The organism is Buttiauxella warmboldiae, assembly GCF_003818135.1.
GTDB lineage: Bacteria > Pseudomonadota > Gammaproteobacteria > Enterobacterales > Enterobacteriaceae > Buttiauxella > Buttiauxella warmboldiae.
This window is the reverse complement of the sequence record NZ_RPOH01000061.1, coordinates 20903-36810: the sequence shown is the minus strand read 5'-3', so window position 1 is coordinate 36810 and position 15908 is coordinate 20903. Positions and strand designations below refer to the sequence as shown.

The 15908-nt window shown below is 56.8% G+C and carries 13 protein-coding genes; 10 read left to right on the top strand and 3 right to left on the bottom strand.

The window, feature by feature from the left end:
* Positions 1–24: 24 nt before the first annotated feature.
* From atzF to EHN07_RS14060, 9 genes are all read left to right on the top strand, one after another.
* A complete protein-coding gene (gene atzF, locus EHN07_RS14100) occupies positions 25–1821 on the top strand; it encodes an allophanate hydrolase (protein ID WP_124024729.1) in 1797 nt (598 codons plus the stop codon).
* A gap of 10 nt (positions 1822–1831) precedes the next feature.
* Positions 1832–5452, top strand: coding sequence for an urea carboxylase (gene uca / locus EHN07_RS14095; RefSeq protein ID WP_124024728.1), 3621 nt, complete (start codon positions 1832–1834; stop codon positions 5450–5452).
* Positions 5449–6129: a GntR family transcriptional regulator gene (locus EHN07_RS14090; RefSeq protein ID WP_124024727.1), complete on the top strand. Its 681-nt coding sequence runs from the start codon at positions 5449–5451 to the stop codon at positions 6127–6129. Before uca ends, EHN07_RS14090 begins: the two co-directional genes overlap by 4 nt.
* 21 nt (positions 6130–6150) lie before the next feature.
* Positions 6151–7422 (top strand): urea ABC transporter substrate-binding protein, encoded by a 1272-nt coding sequence (gene urtA, locus EHN07_RS14085; RefSeq protein WP_124024726.1) that lies wholly within the window; start codon positions 6151–6153, stop codon positions 7420–7422.
* Between the two features lie 56 nt (positions 7423–7478).
* Positions 7479–9044 carry an urea ABC transporter permease subunit UrtB gene (gene urtB, locus EHN07_RS14080; protein ID WP_124024725.1) on the top strand — a complete coding sequence of 522 codons (1566 nt, stop codon included), beginning with the start codon at positions 7479–7481 and terminating at the stop codon, positions 9042–9044.
* Positions 9044–10117 carry an urea ABC transporter permease subunit UrtC gene (gene urtC / locus EHN07_RS14075; RefSeq protein ID WP_124024724.1) on the top strand — a complete coding sequence of 358 codons (1074 nt, stop codon included), beginning with the start codon at positions 9044–9046 and terminating at the stop codon, positions 10115–10117. Before urtB ends, urtC begins: the two co-directional genes overlap by 1 nt.
* Positions 10117–10914, top strand: coding sequence for an urea ABC transporter ATP-binding protein UrtD (gene urtD, locus EHN07_RS14070; protein WP_124024750.1), 798 nt, complete (start codon positions 10117–10119; stop codon positions 10912–10914). The genes urtC and urtD overlap by 1 nt, the downstream gene beginning before the upstream one ends.
* Before the next feature lie 49 nt (positions 10915–10963).
* Positions 10964–11662 (top strand): urea ABC transporter ATP-binding subunit UrtE, encoded by a 699-nt coding sequence (gene urtE / locus EHN07_RS14065; RefSeq protein ID WP_124024723.1) that lies wholly within the window; start codon positions 10964–10966, stop codon positions 11660–11662.
* Between the two features lie 86 nt (positions 11663–11748).
* Positions 11749–12921, top strand: coding sequence for a GNAT family N-acetyltransferase (locus tag EHN07_RS14060; protein ID WP_244202406.1), 1173 nt, complete (start codon positions 11749–11751; stop codon positions 12919–12921).
* 3 nt (positions 12922–12924) lie between these two features.
* Here the strand turns inward: EHN07_RS14060 and EHN07_RS14055 are convergent, their stop codons facing one another.
* Complete coding sequence (locus EHN07_RS14055) at positions 12925–14130, bottom strand: MFS transporter (RefSeq protein ID WP_124024721.1); 1206 nt, start codon at positions 14128–14130, stop codon at positions 12925–12927.
* Between the two features lie 187 nt (positions 14131–14317).
* On the opposite strand from EHN07_RS14055, the gene eamA reads away from it, so the two are divergent.
* On the top strand, positions 14318–15211 hold the full coding sequence (gene eamA / locus EHN07_RS14050) for an O-acetylserine/cysteine exporter (protein ID WP_124024720.1): 894 nt from the start codon (positions 14318–14320) through the stop codon (positions 15209–15211).
* A gap of 37 nt (positions 15212–15248) precedes the next feature.
* Here eamA and marB read toward each other — a convergent pair whose 3' ends face one another.
* Entirely contained in the window at positions 15249–15464 is a 216-nt protein-coding gene (gene marB / locus EHN07_RS14045; RefSeq protein WP_124024719.1) for a multiple antibiotic resistance regulatory protein MarB, read from the bottom strand.
* Positions 15465–15515: 51 nt separating this feature from the next.
* Positions 15516–15890 (bottom strand): MDR efflux pump AcrAB transcriptional activator MarA, encoded by a 375-nt coding sequence (marA, locus tag EHN07_RS14040; RefSeq protein WP_124024718.1) that lies wholly within the window; start codon positions 15888–15890, stop codon positions 15516–15518.
* Positions 15891–15908: the final 18 nt, after the last annotated feature.

The window sequence follows — 15908 nt, the reverse complement described above, 5'->3', positions numbered from 1 at the left end:
GTATACCAGATGGGATTCCAGTTTATGGCAGTAGCAACTTTGTCTGAATGGGTCGCGAGCTACAGCCTGCACCCGCAACAGCTTGTGGCGGCATATCAGCAGCTGGATGCAGAGATATCCCGCGATGATAACGCCTGGATATATATTGCAAGACATGACGAAATCCACGCGCAATTAACCACAATTTTCCAGATGATTAATTCTGGTGAAAAACAAACCGCCGACTTTCCTTTATTAGGCGTGCCTTTTGCGGTGAAAGATAATATTGATGTCGCCGGGATGCCCACCAGCGCCGCATGTCCTGCTTTTAGCTATCGGGCAGACAAAGATGCGACGGTTATTGCGCGCCTGAAAGCGGCTGGCGCCATTGTGGTGGGTAAAACCAACCTGGATCAGTTTGCCACCGGGCTTGTCGGCACGCGCTCACCCTTTGGCGCGGTAAAAAACACCTTTAATCCGGACTATGTCAGCGGCGGCTCCAGTTCAGGTTCAGCATCGGTGGTGGCGCGTGGGCTGGTTTGCTTCGCGCTTGGTACCGATACCGCAGGCTCCGGGCGCGTACCCGCGGCTTTTAACAATATTGTTGGCCTGAAACCGACCAAAGGGTGGCTTTCCACCGTGGGTGTGGTGCCAGCCTGCCGTTTGAATGACTGCGTTTCAGTATTCGCCTTAACCGTGGAAGATGCAGAAACAGTGGCAACAGTGGCGGGCGGATACGATCTGCAAGATCCGTATTCCCGCAAAAACCCGCAGACCGCACCCGCGCGTTTTCATCAAAAGCCGCGTTTCGCCATTCCCGACCAGCCTGAATTTTTTGGCGATACGCTCAGCGCGACGGCTTTTGCCAAAACGCTACAGCGCCTGGAGCAGCAGGGCGCAGAACTGGTGCCGATTGATTTCACTGCTTTTAGCCAACTTGCCGAACAGCTCTATCAAGGCGCGTGGGTGGCCGAACGTACCGTTGCGGTGGGTAAGATTTTAAAAAATCAGCCGCAGGCGATGGACCCAACCGTGCGCGACATCGTGGCAAGCGGCCTGAATTACAGCGCTTGCGATGCCTGGCAGGCGGAATATACGCGTGCGGAGCTGGCACAGAAAATTAACGCGCAGCTCGGTGAATTTGATGCGCTGGTGGTGCCCACCTCGCCAACCATTCACACCCTTGCTGAAATGGCGCAGCAGCCGGTGCGCTACAACTCGCAGTTTGGCACCTATACCAACTTCACCAACCTGGCCGATCTTTGTGCGCTGGCGTTGCCGGGGGATTTCCGCGCCGACGGTTTGCCTGCCGGTATCACGCTTATCGCCCCTGCATGGCACGACCAGGCGCTTAGCCACTTTGGCAAAGGCTGGCAGCAGGCGCTAAACCTGCCGCTGGGCGCCACCGATAAAACGCTACCTGCGGGCGCTGCCGAAAAAACATCTGCAAGCCATGTGCGCGTTGCAGTTGTCGGCGCACATCTGCGCGGCATGCCGCTTAACCACCAGCTCACCGCCCGTAATGCGATATTTATCGAAGAGTCTCGCACCGCTGCGAATTACCGCCTTTACGCGCTTGCCAATACGCAACCGCCAAAACCAGGCCTTGCCAGAAGCGAGGCCGGGCAGCCGATTGCCGTGGAGCTATGGGATATCCCCCTGGCTCGTTTTGGTGAGTTTGTAGCGGAGATCCCGGCACCGCTCGGGATCGGCACCCTGACGCTTGAGGATGGACGCCATGTGAAAGGGTTTATTTGCGAATCCGCAGCCCTGCATGACGCCACGGATATTACCGCGTGGGGTGGCTGGAAAGCCTGGCTTACCCGCCACCATAGCACCTGAGGAGACGATCATGTTTAGCTCTGTATTGATAGCAAACCGCGGTGAAATTGCCGTTCGAGCGATTAAAACGCTGAAAAAAATGGGGATCGCCAGCGTTGCGGTCTACTCCGAACCCGACGCCAATGCGCAACACGTCATCGATGCCGATATTGCCATTGCGCTGGGCGGCGAAAAAGCGGCCGACAGCTATCTTGATTGCGACAAAATCATCGCGGCAGCGCTGGCCTGCGGGGCGCAGGCGATCTTTCCCGGCTACGGTTTTTTGTCGGAACGCGCCGAATTTGCTCAGGCCTGTGCTGATAACGGACTGGTGTTTATTGGCCCAACCGCCGGACAAATCCGCGACTTTGGCCTGAAACACCGCGCCCGCGAACTGGCATTTAAAGCCGACGTGCCGATGACGCCAGGCACCGGCCTGCTGCTGACGCTGCAGGAAGCGCAGCTGGCGGCAGCGGAAATGGGGTATCCGGTGATGCTGAAAACCACCGCAGGGGGCGGCGGTATTGGGCTGACACGCTGTGAAAATGAAGCGGAGCTGGTTGAGGCCTGGTCGAGCGTAAAACGTCTGGGCCAGCATTTTTTTAGCGACGACGGCGTGTTTATCGAGCGTTTTGTCGATCGCGCCCGCCATCTCGAAGTGCAGATTTTTGGCGATGGCAAAGGCAAAGTGGTGGCCCTGGGGGAGCGAGACTGTTCGCTGCAGCGTCGTAACCAGAAAGTTGTTGAAGAGACACCCGCGCCGAACCTGCCACAAGCCACGCGTGAAGCGATTCACGCCGCCGCCATCGCGTTGGGCGAATCGGTGAATTACCGCAGCGCGGGCACGGTGGAGTTTATCTACGATGCGGCGCGTGACGCCTTCTATTTCCTTGAGGTGAACACCCGCCTGCAGGTGGAGCATCCGGTAACGGAGATGGTCACCGGGCTGGATCTAATTGAGTGCATGATCAACGTTGCCGCAGGCGTGACGCTTGACTGGCAGCGGCTGGCGCAAGCGCCAAAAGGCGCATCCATTGAAGTACGGATTTACGCGGAAGATGCTGTGAAAAACTTTAAGCCTTGCCCTGGCGTGTTGACCGACGTTTACTTCCCGCAAGATGTGCGTGTTGACGGCTGGGTAAGCACCGGCAGTGAAGTTAGCGCCTTCTACGATCCGATGATCGCCAAAGTGATCGTTTATGGCGACGATCGTCAGCAGGCGTTAAGTAAACTGAACACGGCGCTTGCCGCCACGCGTTTACACGGTATTGCCACCAACCTCGATTACCTGCGCCAAATCGTTCAGCTGGCTGAATTCAGGGCGGGAGTCATGTGGACACGCCTGCTTGATAGCGTGGTTTATCAGGCTCAGGCCATCGAAGTGCTGGAGCCCGGCACCTGGAGCAGCGTGCAGGACAGCCCGGGCCGTCTCGGTTACTGGGATATCGGCGTGCCGCCATCTGGCCCCATGGACGATTTCGCGTTTCGCCTCGCCAACCGTATTGTCGGCAACCATCCATCCGCGGCCGGGCTGGAATTCACCCTGCAGGGGCCAACGCTTCGTTTCCATAGTGCGGCGACCATCGCATTAACCGGTGCGGATTGCCCGGCAACGCTTGATGATGAAGCCGTTCCTTACTGGCAACCGGTGGTTGTTAAAGCTGGCCAGACGCTGAAACTGGGCCGCGCCACGTCCGGTTGCCGTACCTATCTGGCGGTGCGTAATGGCATTGATGTGCCGGTGTATCTCGGCAGCCGTTCGACTTTTGCTCTCGGGCAATTTGGCGGCCACGCCGGGCGCACCTTGCGCGTGGCGGATGTGCTGGCTATTTCCCAGCCGTGTTTACCCGCCTGCACCACACCGGCCCCGATTTCCCTGCCGCAAACCCCGGAACCGGCGGTTATCCCGCAGTACAGCGACGTCTGGGAGATTGGCGTGCTGTACGGGCCGCATGGCGCACCGGATTTCTTTACCCCGGAATCCATGCAGAGCTTCTTTGAGGCCGAATGGCAGGTTCACTACAACTCCAACCGCCTCGGCGTGCGGTTAGTTGGCCCGAAACCGGAGTGGGCGCGTGCCGACGGCGGCGAGGCGGGGCTGCATCCTTCCAACGTGCATGACTGCGAATATGCCATTGGCGCGGTGAACTTTACCGGTGATTTCCCGGTGATCCTGACGCGCGACGGCCCAAGCCTCGGCGGCTTTGTCTGCCCGGTGACGATTGCCAAAGCCGAACAGTGGAAAGTCGGGCAGGTGAAGCCAGGGGACCGCATTCGCTTCCATGCCATCACTTTTGAACATGCCCAGTCGCTGGAGATTGCTCAGGACGTGGCCGTGACCAACCTTTTGCACGTGTTAACGCTGCCGGATTTGCACCCGTCAATTGCGCCGACCACCACCTCCAGTGCGGCGATCCTCGCCGGGCTTGAGGCACAGGGTGATTTACCCGCCGTAGTTTATCGCCAGGCGGGCGATAACTATGTGCTGATTGAATACGGCGACAACGTGCTGGATCTGGCATTGCGTCTGCGCATTTACCTGCTGATGCAGGCCATCAAACAGGCCGGTGTGAATGGCATTGAAGAGCTGTCGCCTGGCGTGCGTTCCCTGCAGGTGCGCTACGACGGCCAGCGTATTTCCCAGTCGCAGCTGCTCTGTTTACTGCTTGGGCTGGAAAAGCAGCTCGGTGATGTCACGAAACTTAAAATCCCTTCGCGCATTGTGCATTTGCCGATGGCCTTTGAAGACAGTGCCACTCTTGCCGCCGTGGAGCGTTACCAGCAAACCGTGCGCGCTGATGCCCCCTGGCTGCCGAATAACGTTGATTTCATTCAGCGCACCAACGGGCTGGCGCACCGCGACGAGGTGCAACAAATCTTGTTCGATGCCAGCTATTTGATTCTCGGCCTCGGGGATGTGTACCTCGGCGCCCCTTGCGCCGTCCCGCTCGACCCGCGCCACCGCTTGCTGAGCTCCAAATACAACCCGGCGCGCACCTGGACTGCCGAAGGCACCGTCGGCATTGGCGGCATGTATATGTGCATCTACGGTATGGACTCGCCGGGAGGATACCAGCTGGTGGGACGCACCTTACCTATCTGGAACAAGTTCCTCAAGAACGAGCAGTTTGGCGATGAGCCGTGGCTGCTGAAGTTCTTTGACCAGGTGCGTTTCTATCCGGTGACAGAAGACGAACTTACTGAATTCCGCAGCGCATTTCGCGCAGGACGCGCGCAGATTCGTATTGAAGAGGTGGAATTTGATTTCGCTGTTTACAACGCGTTTCTGCGTGATAACGCCGACGATATTGCCGCATTCCGCACCCGCCAGCGTCTGGCGTTTGAGCGGGAAGTGGCGAACTGGAAAGAGCAGGAGAACGCTGCCGTGGCCAGCGCGATGTCGGCTGAACAAGAGGTGGTTGAGGAGCAGGAGGGCCATTTAGTGAGCGCGGATTTGAACGGCAATATCTGGAAGATCCTCGTCGAAGCTGGGCAGGCCGTGAAGCAGGGCGAACCGCTGGTGGTGGTGGAAGCGATGAAGATGGAGCTGCTGGTTTGCGCCCCGTGCGACGGCACCGTTATCCGCATCAGCTGCCAGCAAGGCCGTCCGGTTGGGCCGGGTGATGCACTGTTGTGGCTGGACGCGGTGTGAATAAGAAACCCGAGGGCGTTGCCGAGCGTATCTACCGCTCGCTCAAGCAGGAGATCTTTGATTTCCAGTTGCTGCCAGGCGAGCGCTTTAGCGAAAACGATATCGCGCTGCGCATGGACGCAAGCCGGACACCGGTGCGCCAGGCGCTGTATGCGCTGGAGCAGGAGGGGTATGTCGAAGTGCAGCCACGCAGCGGCTGGCAGATTAAAGCCGTGGATTTCGATCATCTGGAGGCGCTTTACGATCTGCGCATCGTGCTGGAGCTGGAGGCGGTAAAACGGCTGTGCGCCTTGCCTGCTGAAGTGCATCCGATGCCGTTGCAGGCGCTCAGGCAGTTCTGGATTGATGCGCCGCAGCTGCCGGATGGCGTTCAGGTTGCGGGTCACGATGAGATTTTTCATATGACGCTGGTTGAAACGGCAGGCAACCCGGAAATGGCGCGGGTACACCGGGAAATTACCGAAAAGATTCGCATTGTCCGGCGGCTGGACTTCACCAAACGGCCGCGCGTCAGTGCCACTTATCTTGAACATGGGCAGATACTGCTCGCCATTTTGAACCGTCAGCTTCAGGAGGCACAAAGCTGCTTATACGACCATATTGCCGCAAGTCAGAAAGAGGTTCGGCAGATTACTCTCCACATGCTTCATCAGGCGAAACATGGGGTTATCCGTTAATACACTTTGGGAGTGAAGACTATGCACCGTCGTACATTTGTTAAAGCTTTTGCACTTTCCGCGTCCGTTATCAGCATGGGGTTGGCCTTTAGCGTGCAGGCGGCCGACACCATCAAGGTGGGGATTATGCACTCGCTCTCCGGCACTATGGCTATCTCTGAAACGCCGCTCAAAGATGTAGCGCTGATGACCATTGCCGAAATTAACGCCAAAGGTGGGGTGTTGGGCAAACAGCTCGAACCGGTGGTGGTTGACCCGGCATCTAACTGGCCCCTATTCGCCGAAAAAGCGCGTCAGCTGCTGAGCCAGGATAAAACAGCGGTGGTGTTTGGCTGCTGGACGTCAGTTTCGCGCAAATCCGTCTTGCCGGTATTTGAAGAGCTTAACGGCCTGCTGTTCTACCCGGTGCAGTACGAAGGGGAAGAGATGTCGCCAAACGTCTTCTATACCGGTGCGGCACCGAACCAGCAGGCGATTCCGGCGGTGGAATATCTGATGAGCGAAGACGGCGGGGCGGCGAAACGCTACTTTCTGCTGGGGACCGATTACGTTTATCCGCGCACCACCAACAAAATTCTGCGCGCGTTCCTGCACGCCAAAGGCGTTCAGGATAAAGACATCGCCGAGGTTTATACCCCGTTTGGCTACAGCGATTACCAGACCATCGTTGCCGATATCAAGAAGTTCTCCGCTGGCGGCAAAACCGCGGTGATCTCCACCATCAACGGTGATTCTAACGTGCCGTTCTACAAAGAGCTGGCAAATCAGGGGGTGAAAGCCACCGATGTGCCGGTAGTGGCATTCTCGGTGGGCGAAGAGGAACTGCGCGGTATCGATACCAGGCCATTGGTCGGCAACCTGGCAGCATGGAACTATTTTGAGTCCGTGGATAACCCAACCAACAAAACATTTGTCGCCCAATGGAAAGCCTATGCCAAAGCGCACAAGCTGCCGAATGCTGACACCGTGGTAACCAACGATCCGATGGAAGCGACGTACGTCGGTATTCATATGTGGGCGCAGGCGGTAGAGAAAGCGGGCACCACCGATGTGGACAAGGTACGGGCGGCGATGGCCGGGCAGACCTTTACCGCACCGTCGGGCTTTACGCTGACGATGGATGCCACCAACCACCATCTACATAAGCCGGTGATGATTGGCGAAATCGAAGGCAACGGTCAGTTCAACGTCGTGTGGCAGACCGAGACACCGGTTCGCGCCCAGCCATGGAGCCCGTTCATCGCTGGCAACGACAAGAAGTCCAAAGAGCCTGTGAAGACGGCGAGTCACTAACTCGAGCAATTCCCTCACCTTCAAGGGTGAGGGAATAATAACTAAAGGAGACGCCCATGAAACTCATGCGCTGGCTGCTGATAGCCGCCTGGGGGCTTTCGTGTTTCGCCCGTGCCGGAGACGCCGAAGATTTTGCGGCGGCAAACCGCACTCAGCAGGCCAAACTGCTACAAAGCTGGGCCACCACACCGGATGTCAGACGCCTTCCGTTACTAAACGCGCTGGTGCAGGAAAACCTGGTGGTGGATGAACAGCGGCACCCATTCGCACAAAACGGTTCCACGCTTACGCCGCCAGGGGAAGCAAAAGCGGCTGTGGGCGAGGTGAAGAAAGTCCGTCTGACTAACCGGCTACGCATTCTTGCAGGCAGCGCGCTCGCCAGCCATCAATTATTAAGTGACAACGTCACTCAGCGTTTGCAGGCGGCGCGATCTTTACAGCGTGATGCGCCGCCGGATTTGTTGCCATTGTTACAACAAAGGCTGACTGCCGAACAAAATGATGATGTGCGCGCGGCACTGGAAGGGGCAGCTGCGCGTCTGCAACTCACCAACAGCGAGGCTGAAGTGCGCCTGAACGCGGTGGCGTTGCTCAGCCATTCTGCTGCCCCGGAGACACAGGCGTTACTTAAACCGCTAACCGACCCACAAATCGAATCTGACCCACAGGTGCGTCAAGCTGCCGCGGAAGGATTGCAAAAAATTCAGCACCGTTTATGGCTGGGTGATGTTCTCGGGCAGGCGTTTATGGGGCTTTCGCTGGGATCAATTTTACTGCTGGCCGCGCTCGGGCTGGCGATAACTTACGGTTTGCTCGGCGTCATTAATATGGCGCATGGCGAAATGCTGATGCTAGGCGCGTACTCCGCGTGGCTGGTGCAAAGCACTTTTCAGCACTATGCCCCGGCGTGGCTGACGTTCTACCCGGTTGTGGCGCTGCCGGTGGCGTTTGCCATCACCGCGACAATCGGAATGGCGCTGGAGCGCACGGTAATTCGCCATCTGTATGGTCGCCCGCTGGAAACGCTGCTGGCAACCTGGGGCATCAGCCTGATGCTGATTCAGGGGGTACGTATGGCGTTTGGCGCACAAAACATGGAGGTGGCCAACCCCGCGTGGCTTTCTGGTGGAATACAGGTGTTACCGAATCTGATCCTGCCGTGGAACCGCCTGGTGGTGATCGGTTTTGTGCTGCTGGTGCTGCTGCTGACCTGGCTGCTGCTCAATAAAACCCGACTGGGGATGAATGTGCGGGCGGTAACGCAAAACCGCGCCATGGCGGCCTGCTGCGGTGTGCCAACCGGACGCGTGGATATGCTGGCGTTCGGCCTCGGTTCCGGTATTGCCGGGCTGGGCGGCGTGGCGCTATCGCAGCTGGGAAACGTTGGTCCGGAACTGGGGCAAGGCTACATCATTGATTCATTCCTGGTGGTGGTGCTGGGCGGCGTGGGGCAGCTGGCGGGCAGCGTGGCCGCAGCATTCGGGCTGGGTATCTTTAACAAAATTCTCGAGCCACAGATTGGCGCGGTGCTGGGAAAAATCCTTATCCTGGTGCTGATTATTCTGTTTATCCAGAAGCGCCCGCAGGGGCTGTTTGCGATGAAAGGGAGGGTAATTGACTGATGAGCCAGCCGCTAACGTTAACCTTAACCCGTAAAGCGCCACGTTTTTATGCCGCGCTGGGGTTACTTCTTGTGGTGCTGATGCTGACGTTGCCGTTTTTAACCCTGCTACCGGCCAGCCACCCCTTGAGCCTTTCTACCTACACGCTGACGCTGGTCGGCAAGATCCTTTGCTATGCGGTTGTTGCTATTGCGCTGGATTTAGTATGGGGCTATGCCGGCCTGCTATCTCTGGGACACGGCATTTTCTTCGCCCTTGGCGGCTATGCCATGGGGATGTACCTGATGCGTCAGGCCGCAGGCGACGGGCTGCCGGCGTTTATGTCGTTTCTCTCCTGGGATCACCTGCCGTGGTTCTGGTGGGGCACTCAGCATTTTGCCTGGGCGCTGGCGCTGATTGTGCTGGTGCCGGGGCTGCTGGCGCTGCTGTTTGGCTTCTTTGCCTTCCGCTCAAAAATTAAAGGGGTCTATTTTTCAATTATGACCCAGGCGCTGACCTATGCCGGGATGCTGCTGTTCTTTCGTAATGAAACGGGTTTTGGCGGCAACAACGGTTTTACCGGTTTTACCACGCTGCTGGGGATGCCGATCGCCGCGACCGGCACGCGTATTGGGCTGTTTATCGCCACGGTGTTGCTGCTGATCGTTTCGCTTGGCCTTGGTTTCGCGCTGGCCCGCAGCAAGTTTGGCCGCGTGCTGACGGCGGTGCGCGATGCGGAAAACCGGCTGGTGTTCTGCGGCTACGATCCAAAGGGGTTCAAACTGCTGGTCTGGACGTTATCCGCCGTATTGTGCGGGCTGGCGGGAGCGCTGTATGTGCCGCAGGTGGGGATTATTAACCCCGGAGAAATGTCACCGACTAACTCGATTGAGGCGGCAATCTGGGTGGCGCTGGGCGGGCGTGGCACGCTGATCGGCCCGATCCTTGGCGCAGGGCTGGTTAACGGCGCAAAAAGCTACTTCACTATGGCGGTGCCGGAGTACTGGCAGCTCTTCCTCGGGCTGATTTTTATCATCGTCACGCTGTTTTTACCGCGCGGGGTGATTGGCCTGCTGCGTAAGGGAGAAAAATGATGCTACCAGGCGAACCGCTGTTTACCCGCCAGCATGAGGCCGACCGTTTTCGCGATCGCACCGATCCGGTGCTGATGCTGGAGAAAATTAACGTCAGCTTTGACGGTTTTCAGGCGCTGACCGATCTGTCGCTGAATATTGGCGTGGGGGAGTTACGCTGCGTAATTGGCCCGAACGGCGCGGGAAAAACCACCTTAATGGATGTGATCACCGGCAAAACCAGGCCGCAGAGCGGCAGGGCGTTTTACGATCAGTCGACGGATTTACTGCTGTTAGAACCGGCGGATATCGCAAGATACGGCATCGGACGGAAATTCCAGAAACCGACGGTATTTGAGGCGCTGACGGTGTTTGAAAACCTGGAAATTGCGCAAAAAGCTGATAAGTCGGTGTGGGCGAGCCTGCGGGCAACACTCAGCTCAGAGCAGCGCGACCGTATTGATGACATGTTGGTCACGCTGCGGTTAAGCGGCGAGCGCAACCGTAAAGCCGGGCTGCTTTCCCACGGGCAAAAGCAGTTTCTGGAGATCGGTATGCTGCTGGTACAGGAACCGCACCTGCTACTGCTGGATGAACCCGCCGCCGGCATGACCGATGCGGAAACTGAGTATACCGCCGAGCTGTTTCGCAGTCTGGCCGGTAAGCATTCGTTGATGGTGGTGGAGCACGATATGGGGTTTGTGGAAACCATCGCCGATCGCGTCACGGTGCTGCATCAGGGGCAGGTGCTGGCGGAAGGCTCGCTGCGCGAAGTGCAGGCCAATGAGCAGGTGATTGAAGTGTATTTAGGGCGCTGAAGTTGTGGTGGCACAGGGCAGGCTTTCCTGCCTCGAAAGGGAGATGAAAATGTTACAAGTCAACGAGCTAAACCAATATTACGGCGGTAGCCATATTCTGCGCGGTATCTCCTTTGAGGCCAGAATCGGCGAAGTCACCTGCCTGCTGGGGCGCAACGGCGTGGGTAAAAGCACGCTGCTGAAATGCCTGATGGGGCTGATCCCGGCCAAATCGGGCAGCGTAAGCTGGCAGCAAAGCAATATCACCAGCCGCAAACCGCACCAGCGGGTGCAGGCTGGCATCGCCTATGTGCCGCAGGGGCGCGAGATTTTTCCGCGTCTGACGGTAGAAGAAAACCTGCTGATGGGGCTTGCCCGTTTTGCCGGAAGGGACGCCAGGGCGGTGCCGGAAGAGATTTATCAGCTTTTCCCGGTGCTTAAAGAGATGAAGCAGCGGCGCGGCGGCGATCTGTCCGGCGGGCAACAACAGCAGCTGGCAATTGGCCGCGCGCTGGCCTGTAAACCGCAACTGCTGATTCTGGATGAGCCGACCGAAGGCATTCAGCCGTCGGTGATTAAGGAGATAGGCGTGGTAATTAGCCGTCTTGCAGCCAAAGGGGATATGGCGATTTTGCTGGTGGAGCAGTTCTATGATTTTGCCGCTGAGCTTGCGGACAACTACCTGGTGATGTCGCGCGGCACGATTATTCAGCGTGGCGCAGGAACGAATATGGAGAGCGAAGGAGTGCGTAGGCTGGTGGCGATTTAAGCCGAAAAGCCATCGGGTTCTTTTTGTCAGGCCATGAGTTGTTTATATTCAGGCTACGAACTTGTCACTCTTTGCCGAGGCCTGAATTGACTATCAATGAACATCAACAACCCGTGGGTCAGGCGCTGCCCGACTGGCAGCCTTGCCCACGCCCGCAGCGTATCGTGCTGGAGGGGCGCTTTTGCCGCCTCGAACCGCTGAGCCACATTCATATAGATCCCCTTTGGGCCGCCTGGAACACGGCAGAAGGCGATCGCGGCTGGACCTATCTGCCCGTCGGCCCCTTTGCTTGCGCGCAACAATTTGCGGAGTTTATCGAAAACGCCGCGCAGAGCGGCGATCCGCTGTACTATGCGGTTGTTGATAGCGCCAGCGGCAATGCCCTGGGGACTCTGTCGCTAATGCGTATCGACCCGGCAAACGGCGTGGTGGAAGTGGGTTATGTGATGTATACCCCATTGTTACAGCGCACGGTGCAGGCGACCGAAGCCCACTATCTGCTGATGAAGTACGCCTTTGAGCTGGGCTATCGTCGCTATGAGTGGAAATGCGACAGCGTAAACGGCCCGTCACGTCATGCGGCGGTTCGCCTTGGCTTCCGTTATGAAGGGCTATTTCGCCAGGCGGTGGTTTATAAACAGCGCACCCGCGATACTGCATGGTTCTCAATTCTTGATAGCGAATGGCCGTTGATTCAGCAGTCGTTTGTCCGTTGGCTGTCTGCGGAGAATATGCCGGAAGGCGTGCAGAAGCAGGGATTAGCACAGATTCGCGCAGGCCTGATGAGCCGGCGCCCGGGCGCTACCCGGAGCGCAGTTGAGGTCCGGGCGCTGGAAGCGGAAGATTATGCGCAGTGGTCAGAACTATGGCAGGGTTATCTGGCGTTTTATCAGGCACAGATTAGTGACGTTGTCACACGGCTAACCTGGCAACGGATGCTGGATGCGGCAGAGCCGATGTTCGCGCTGGGGGCGTTTGACGAGCAGGGTAAGATGACTGGAATCGTACATATGGTTTACCACCGGGGCACCTGGTCGGCGGAGGATCGCTGCTATCTGGAAGATCTCTTTACCGCGCCGGAAACTCGCGGTAAAGGCGTGGGGCGGGCACTGATTGAAGCGGTTTATCAACATGCGCAGGCCCAAGGCTGCGGGCGGGTTTACTGGCATACCCATGAAACCAATGCGGCAGGCCAGGCGTTATACGACAAGTTAGCGGACAAGCCTGGCTTTATTCAGTATCGCAAAAATTTGTCCTGAGGTTTAAAGGATGGCGCGATCCGCTGGTTTCACCGCCATCCCTTTTACCATCATCAGATAGGCCAGCGCTATCGCCAGCATCAGCACCACAAACAGCATATGCGCTGGGAACCAGGTCAACATCAGGCCGGTAAGCAGCGGGTTGCAGGCGCCGCCTAGCCAGCCCAGCTGTTGCGCAGAAAAATAGCTGGCCTTCAGCCCCGCGGGGGCAATGTTATCCACCAGCATATATTCACCCGGCGCAAAAATAAGCTCACCCAGGGTGAACACCGCAGCGGAGATCCCCCACAGCCACAGATTGCTGTCGGAAATCATAAAGCCCGCCAGCCCGGCGATAAAAAACAGCGTGCCGTAGCCCATCAGCTTTTTGATGTTATCCGGGCGTATCCGTTTACCGACCAGATACTGGAACATCACCACCACAATGGCGTTTACCGGCAGTACCACGCCCACCACTTTTTGCGCTAGTTCGGAATCCGAAATCGCCAGCGCATACTGCGATAAACAGGCAGCATAAGAGCCAAACACCAGCGAGCCAAGGAAGGATGAAAGCGTGAAATAAAGCAGCGCCTTATCTTTGAACATCTGGCGCCCGGAGAGCGCCACACCGGAGCCGGAATACGCCAGGCTGAACGGTACGCGCTGCACGTAGCGGGCGATCATGATAAACGGAACGATCGCCGTCAGCCCGGATAACCAGAACGGCAGATTAGTACTGTAGAGCACCGCCAGCGTGCCAATCGGTGGGCCAACCGTCCAGCCGATATTGGCGCAGGTATAGTTGAGCGAGAAAACTTTCGGCTTCTGGTGAATTTCCAGCACGTCCGAAAAATAGCCCTTCAGCACCGTAGCAAACACCGAGTAGGCGCAGTTAATCAGTGAATAAAACAGCACCACCAGAACGGCGCTATTAACTAACGGGATCGCCACGAAACCAGCGAGGAAGATAATTATCGACAGCAGCATATAGAGCTTTTTGTCGAACTTATCCGCCAGAATGCCAAACCACAGGCTAAACACCACCCCGGCAGTGAGGGCGACAGTCAACGCGATGCCGATATCTTTTAGCGGCATTGCGTACTGCCGCGCGAGATAGATAGTCATAAACGGCAGCGTCAAACCACGCCCGACGGTGAGGAGCAAGGAAGAGAGCAGTAAAACGCTGATGGAGAGTTGCTTGCCAGAAAAACGCCCGATCGAAGAAACCATGTTATCGTTTTGTTTTTAGAGTGGATTTGTTGAGAGCGTCAGATTTAGCACGAAGATTGAATAAAGTATAGGTTGCAAATATGTTAAGTTTCGTTCTGTGTCAGCGGATCTAACAGGCGAACTGTGCCAGTTTATGCGTCGGGCATAGCTTAATATTTAACATAAATGCAATAAACAGGGGCAGGGTATGACGCGTAAAGATGGACTGCTGGCGCTGCTGGTGGTGGTAGTGTGGGGGCTGAACTTTGTCGCTATCAAAATGGGGCTGCATAATATGCCGCCGCTGCTGCTGGCGGGGCTGCGTTTTCTGCTGGTCGCCTTTCCCGCGCTACTGTTTGTTTCCCGCCCGAAAATTCCTTTTCGCCTGCTGGCCGCCTACGGCCTGACGATAAGTTTTGGGCAGTTTGCGTTTCTGTTTAGCGCGATTAAGTTTGGTATGCCCGCAGGTCTTGCTTCGCTGGTGCTGCAGGCTCAGGCATTTTTCACGATAATTCTCGGCGCGCTGGCCTTACAGGAGCACCTGCAGGGTAAGCAGCTGGCGGGGATTTTGCTTGCGGCTTGCGGTGTACTGGTGCTGATTGAAGGCAGCCTCGGCGGGCAACACGTAGCGCTGCTGGGCTTTATGCTGACGCTGGCGGCGGCGTTAAGCTGGGCATGCGGCAATATCTTCAATAAAAAGATCATGCAGCTTGCCGCCCGCCCACCCATTATGTCGCTGGTGGTGTGGAGCGCACTGATTCCGGTGCTGCCGTTTTTTGCCGCCAGTTTTCTGCTTGATGGCCCGGCATTGATGTGGCAAAGCCTGATCGCCATCGATCTGACGACTATTCTGTCGCTCATCTATCTGGCGTTTGTGGCCACGATTGTCGGTTACGGTATCTGGGGTAGTTTGCTGGGGCGTTATGAAACCTGGCGTGTTGCGCCGTTATCGTTACTGGTACCGGTGGTAGGGATGGCAAGTGCCGCATGGCTACTGGGCGAAACGCTCTCTTTCACGCAGTTAGCCGGCGCCGCGCTAATTATGGGTGGGTTGTTGATTAACGTTTTTGGTCTGCGGCTAAGGCGGGCGGTAGTCAGTTAATACGGGCGGGTAGCGATACCCGCCAGCGTGAATATCATCAGTTCGTGCTTTGATGGTAATAAGGCGTACCCAGCAACTCTGACTTATCGCCAATAGTGCGATGGGGGCCGCCTTCGGCAGGATTATCCGGGCAGGGGATCATCATGCCGCCATGATTGCTCCGGGCGGCGTTAAAGTCGCCGGGTTGCTTGCCCAGAGCGTTAGCGGAAGCCAGAATCAATAGCAGACTTGCCGCGCCGATAAAACCTTTCATAAATCCTCGATGTCTGTTGTCACAGACGGTTGCATAGCATTGGTGAATCTCTTAATGATTTAGCGGGTGAATATACTTTCCTTCGCCGCCTGAACACGCCACGCGATAGCGGTGAGGAGGCACAGAGAAGTAATTTTTAAACGTGCGGGTAAGCGTCTGCTGTGACTCAAACCCATAACGCTCGGCTAAATAGAGGATCGGCTCATTGCTTTCTTTCAGCTTGAGGGCGATCTCGGTCAGTTTGCGATGGCGAATGTACTGGCCTAATGAATGGCCGGTCTCTTTTTTAAACATCCTTTGCAGGTGCCACTTCGAGTAGCCGGAACGCTGTGAAACCTTCTCCAGCGACAGAGGGTTCTCCAGGTTCTCTTCTATCCAGTCCAATATGCTTTGAATCGTTATCGAGTCATTATTCCGTCTGGACATTGTTCCACCTCTTATCAG

What these genes read in the sequence shown, in the direction of transcription:
- urtA (WP_124024726.1), top strand. Translation starts at nt 6,151, where the DNA reads ATGCACCGTCGTACATTTGTTAAAGCTTTTGCACTTTCCGCGTCCGTT.
- urtD (WP_124024750.1), top strand. Translation starts at nt 10,117, where the DNA reads ATGCTACCAGGCGAACCGCTGTTTACCCGCCAGCATGAGGCCGACCGT.
- atzF (WP_124024729.1), top strand. Translation starts at nt 25, where the DNA reads ATGGCAGTAGCAACTTTGTCTGAATGGGTCGCGAGCTACAGCCTGCAC.
- urtE (WP_124024723.1), top strand. Translation starts at nt 10,964, where the DNA reads ATGTTACAAGTCAACGAGCTAAACCAATATTACGGCGGTAGCCATATT.
- EHN07_RS14055 (WP_124024721.1), bottom strand. Translation starts at nt 14,130, where the DNA reads ATGGTTTCTTCGATCGGGCGTTTTTCTGGCAAGCAACTCTCCATCAGC.
- marB (WP_124024719.1), bottom strand. Translation starts at nt 15,464, where the DNA reads ATGAAAGGTTTTATCGGCGCGGCAAGTCTGCTATTGATTCTGGCTTCC.
- eamA (WP_124024720.1), top strand. Translation starts at nt 14,318, where the DNA reads ATGACGCGTAAAGATGGACTGCTGGCGCTGCTGGTGGTGGTAGTGTGG.
- uca (WP_124024728.1), top strand. Translation starts at nt 1,832, where the DNA reads ATGTTTAGCTCTGTATTGATAGCAAACCGCGGTGAAATTGCCGTTCGA.
- marA (WP_124024718.1), bottom strand. Translation starts at nt 15,890, where the DNA reads ATGTCCAGACGGAATAATGACTCGATAACGATTCAAAGCATATTGGAC.
- urtB (WP_124024725.1), top strand. Translation starts at nt 7,479, where the DNA reads ATGAAACTCATGCGCTGGCTGCTGATAGCCGCCTGGGGGCTTTCGTGT.
- urtC (WP_124024724.1), top strand. Translation starts at nt 9,044, where the DNA reads ATGAGCCAGCCGCTAACGTTAACCTTAACCCGTAAAGCGCCACGTTTT.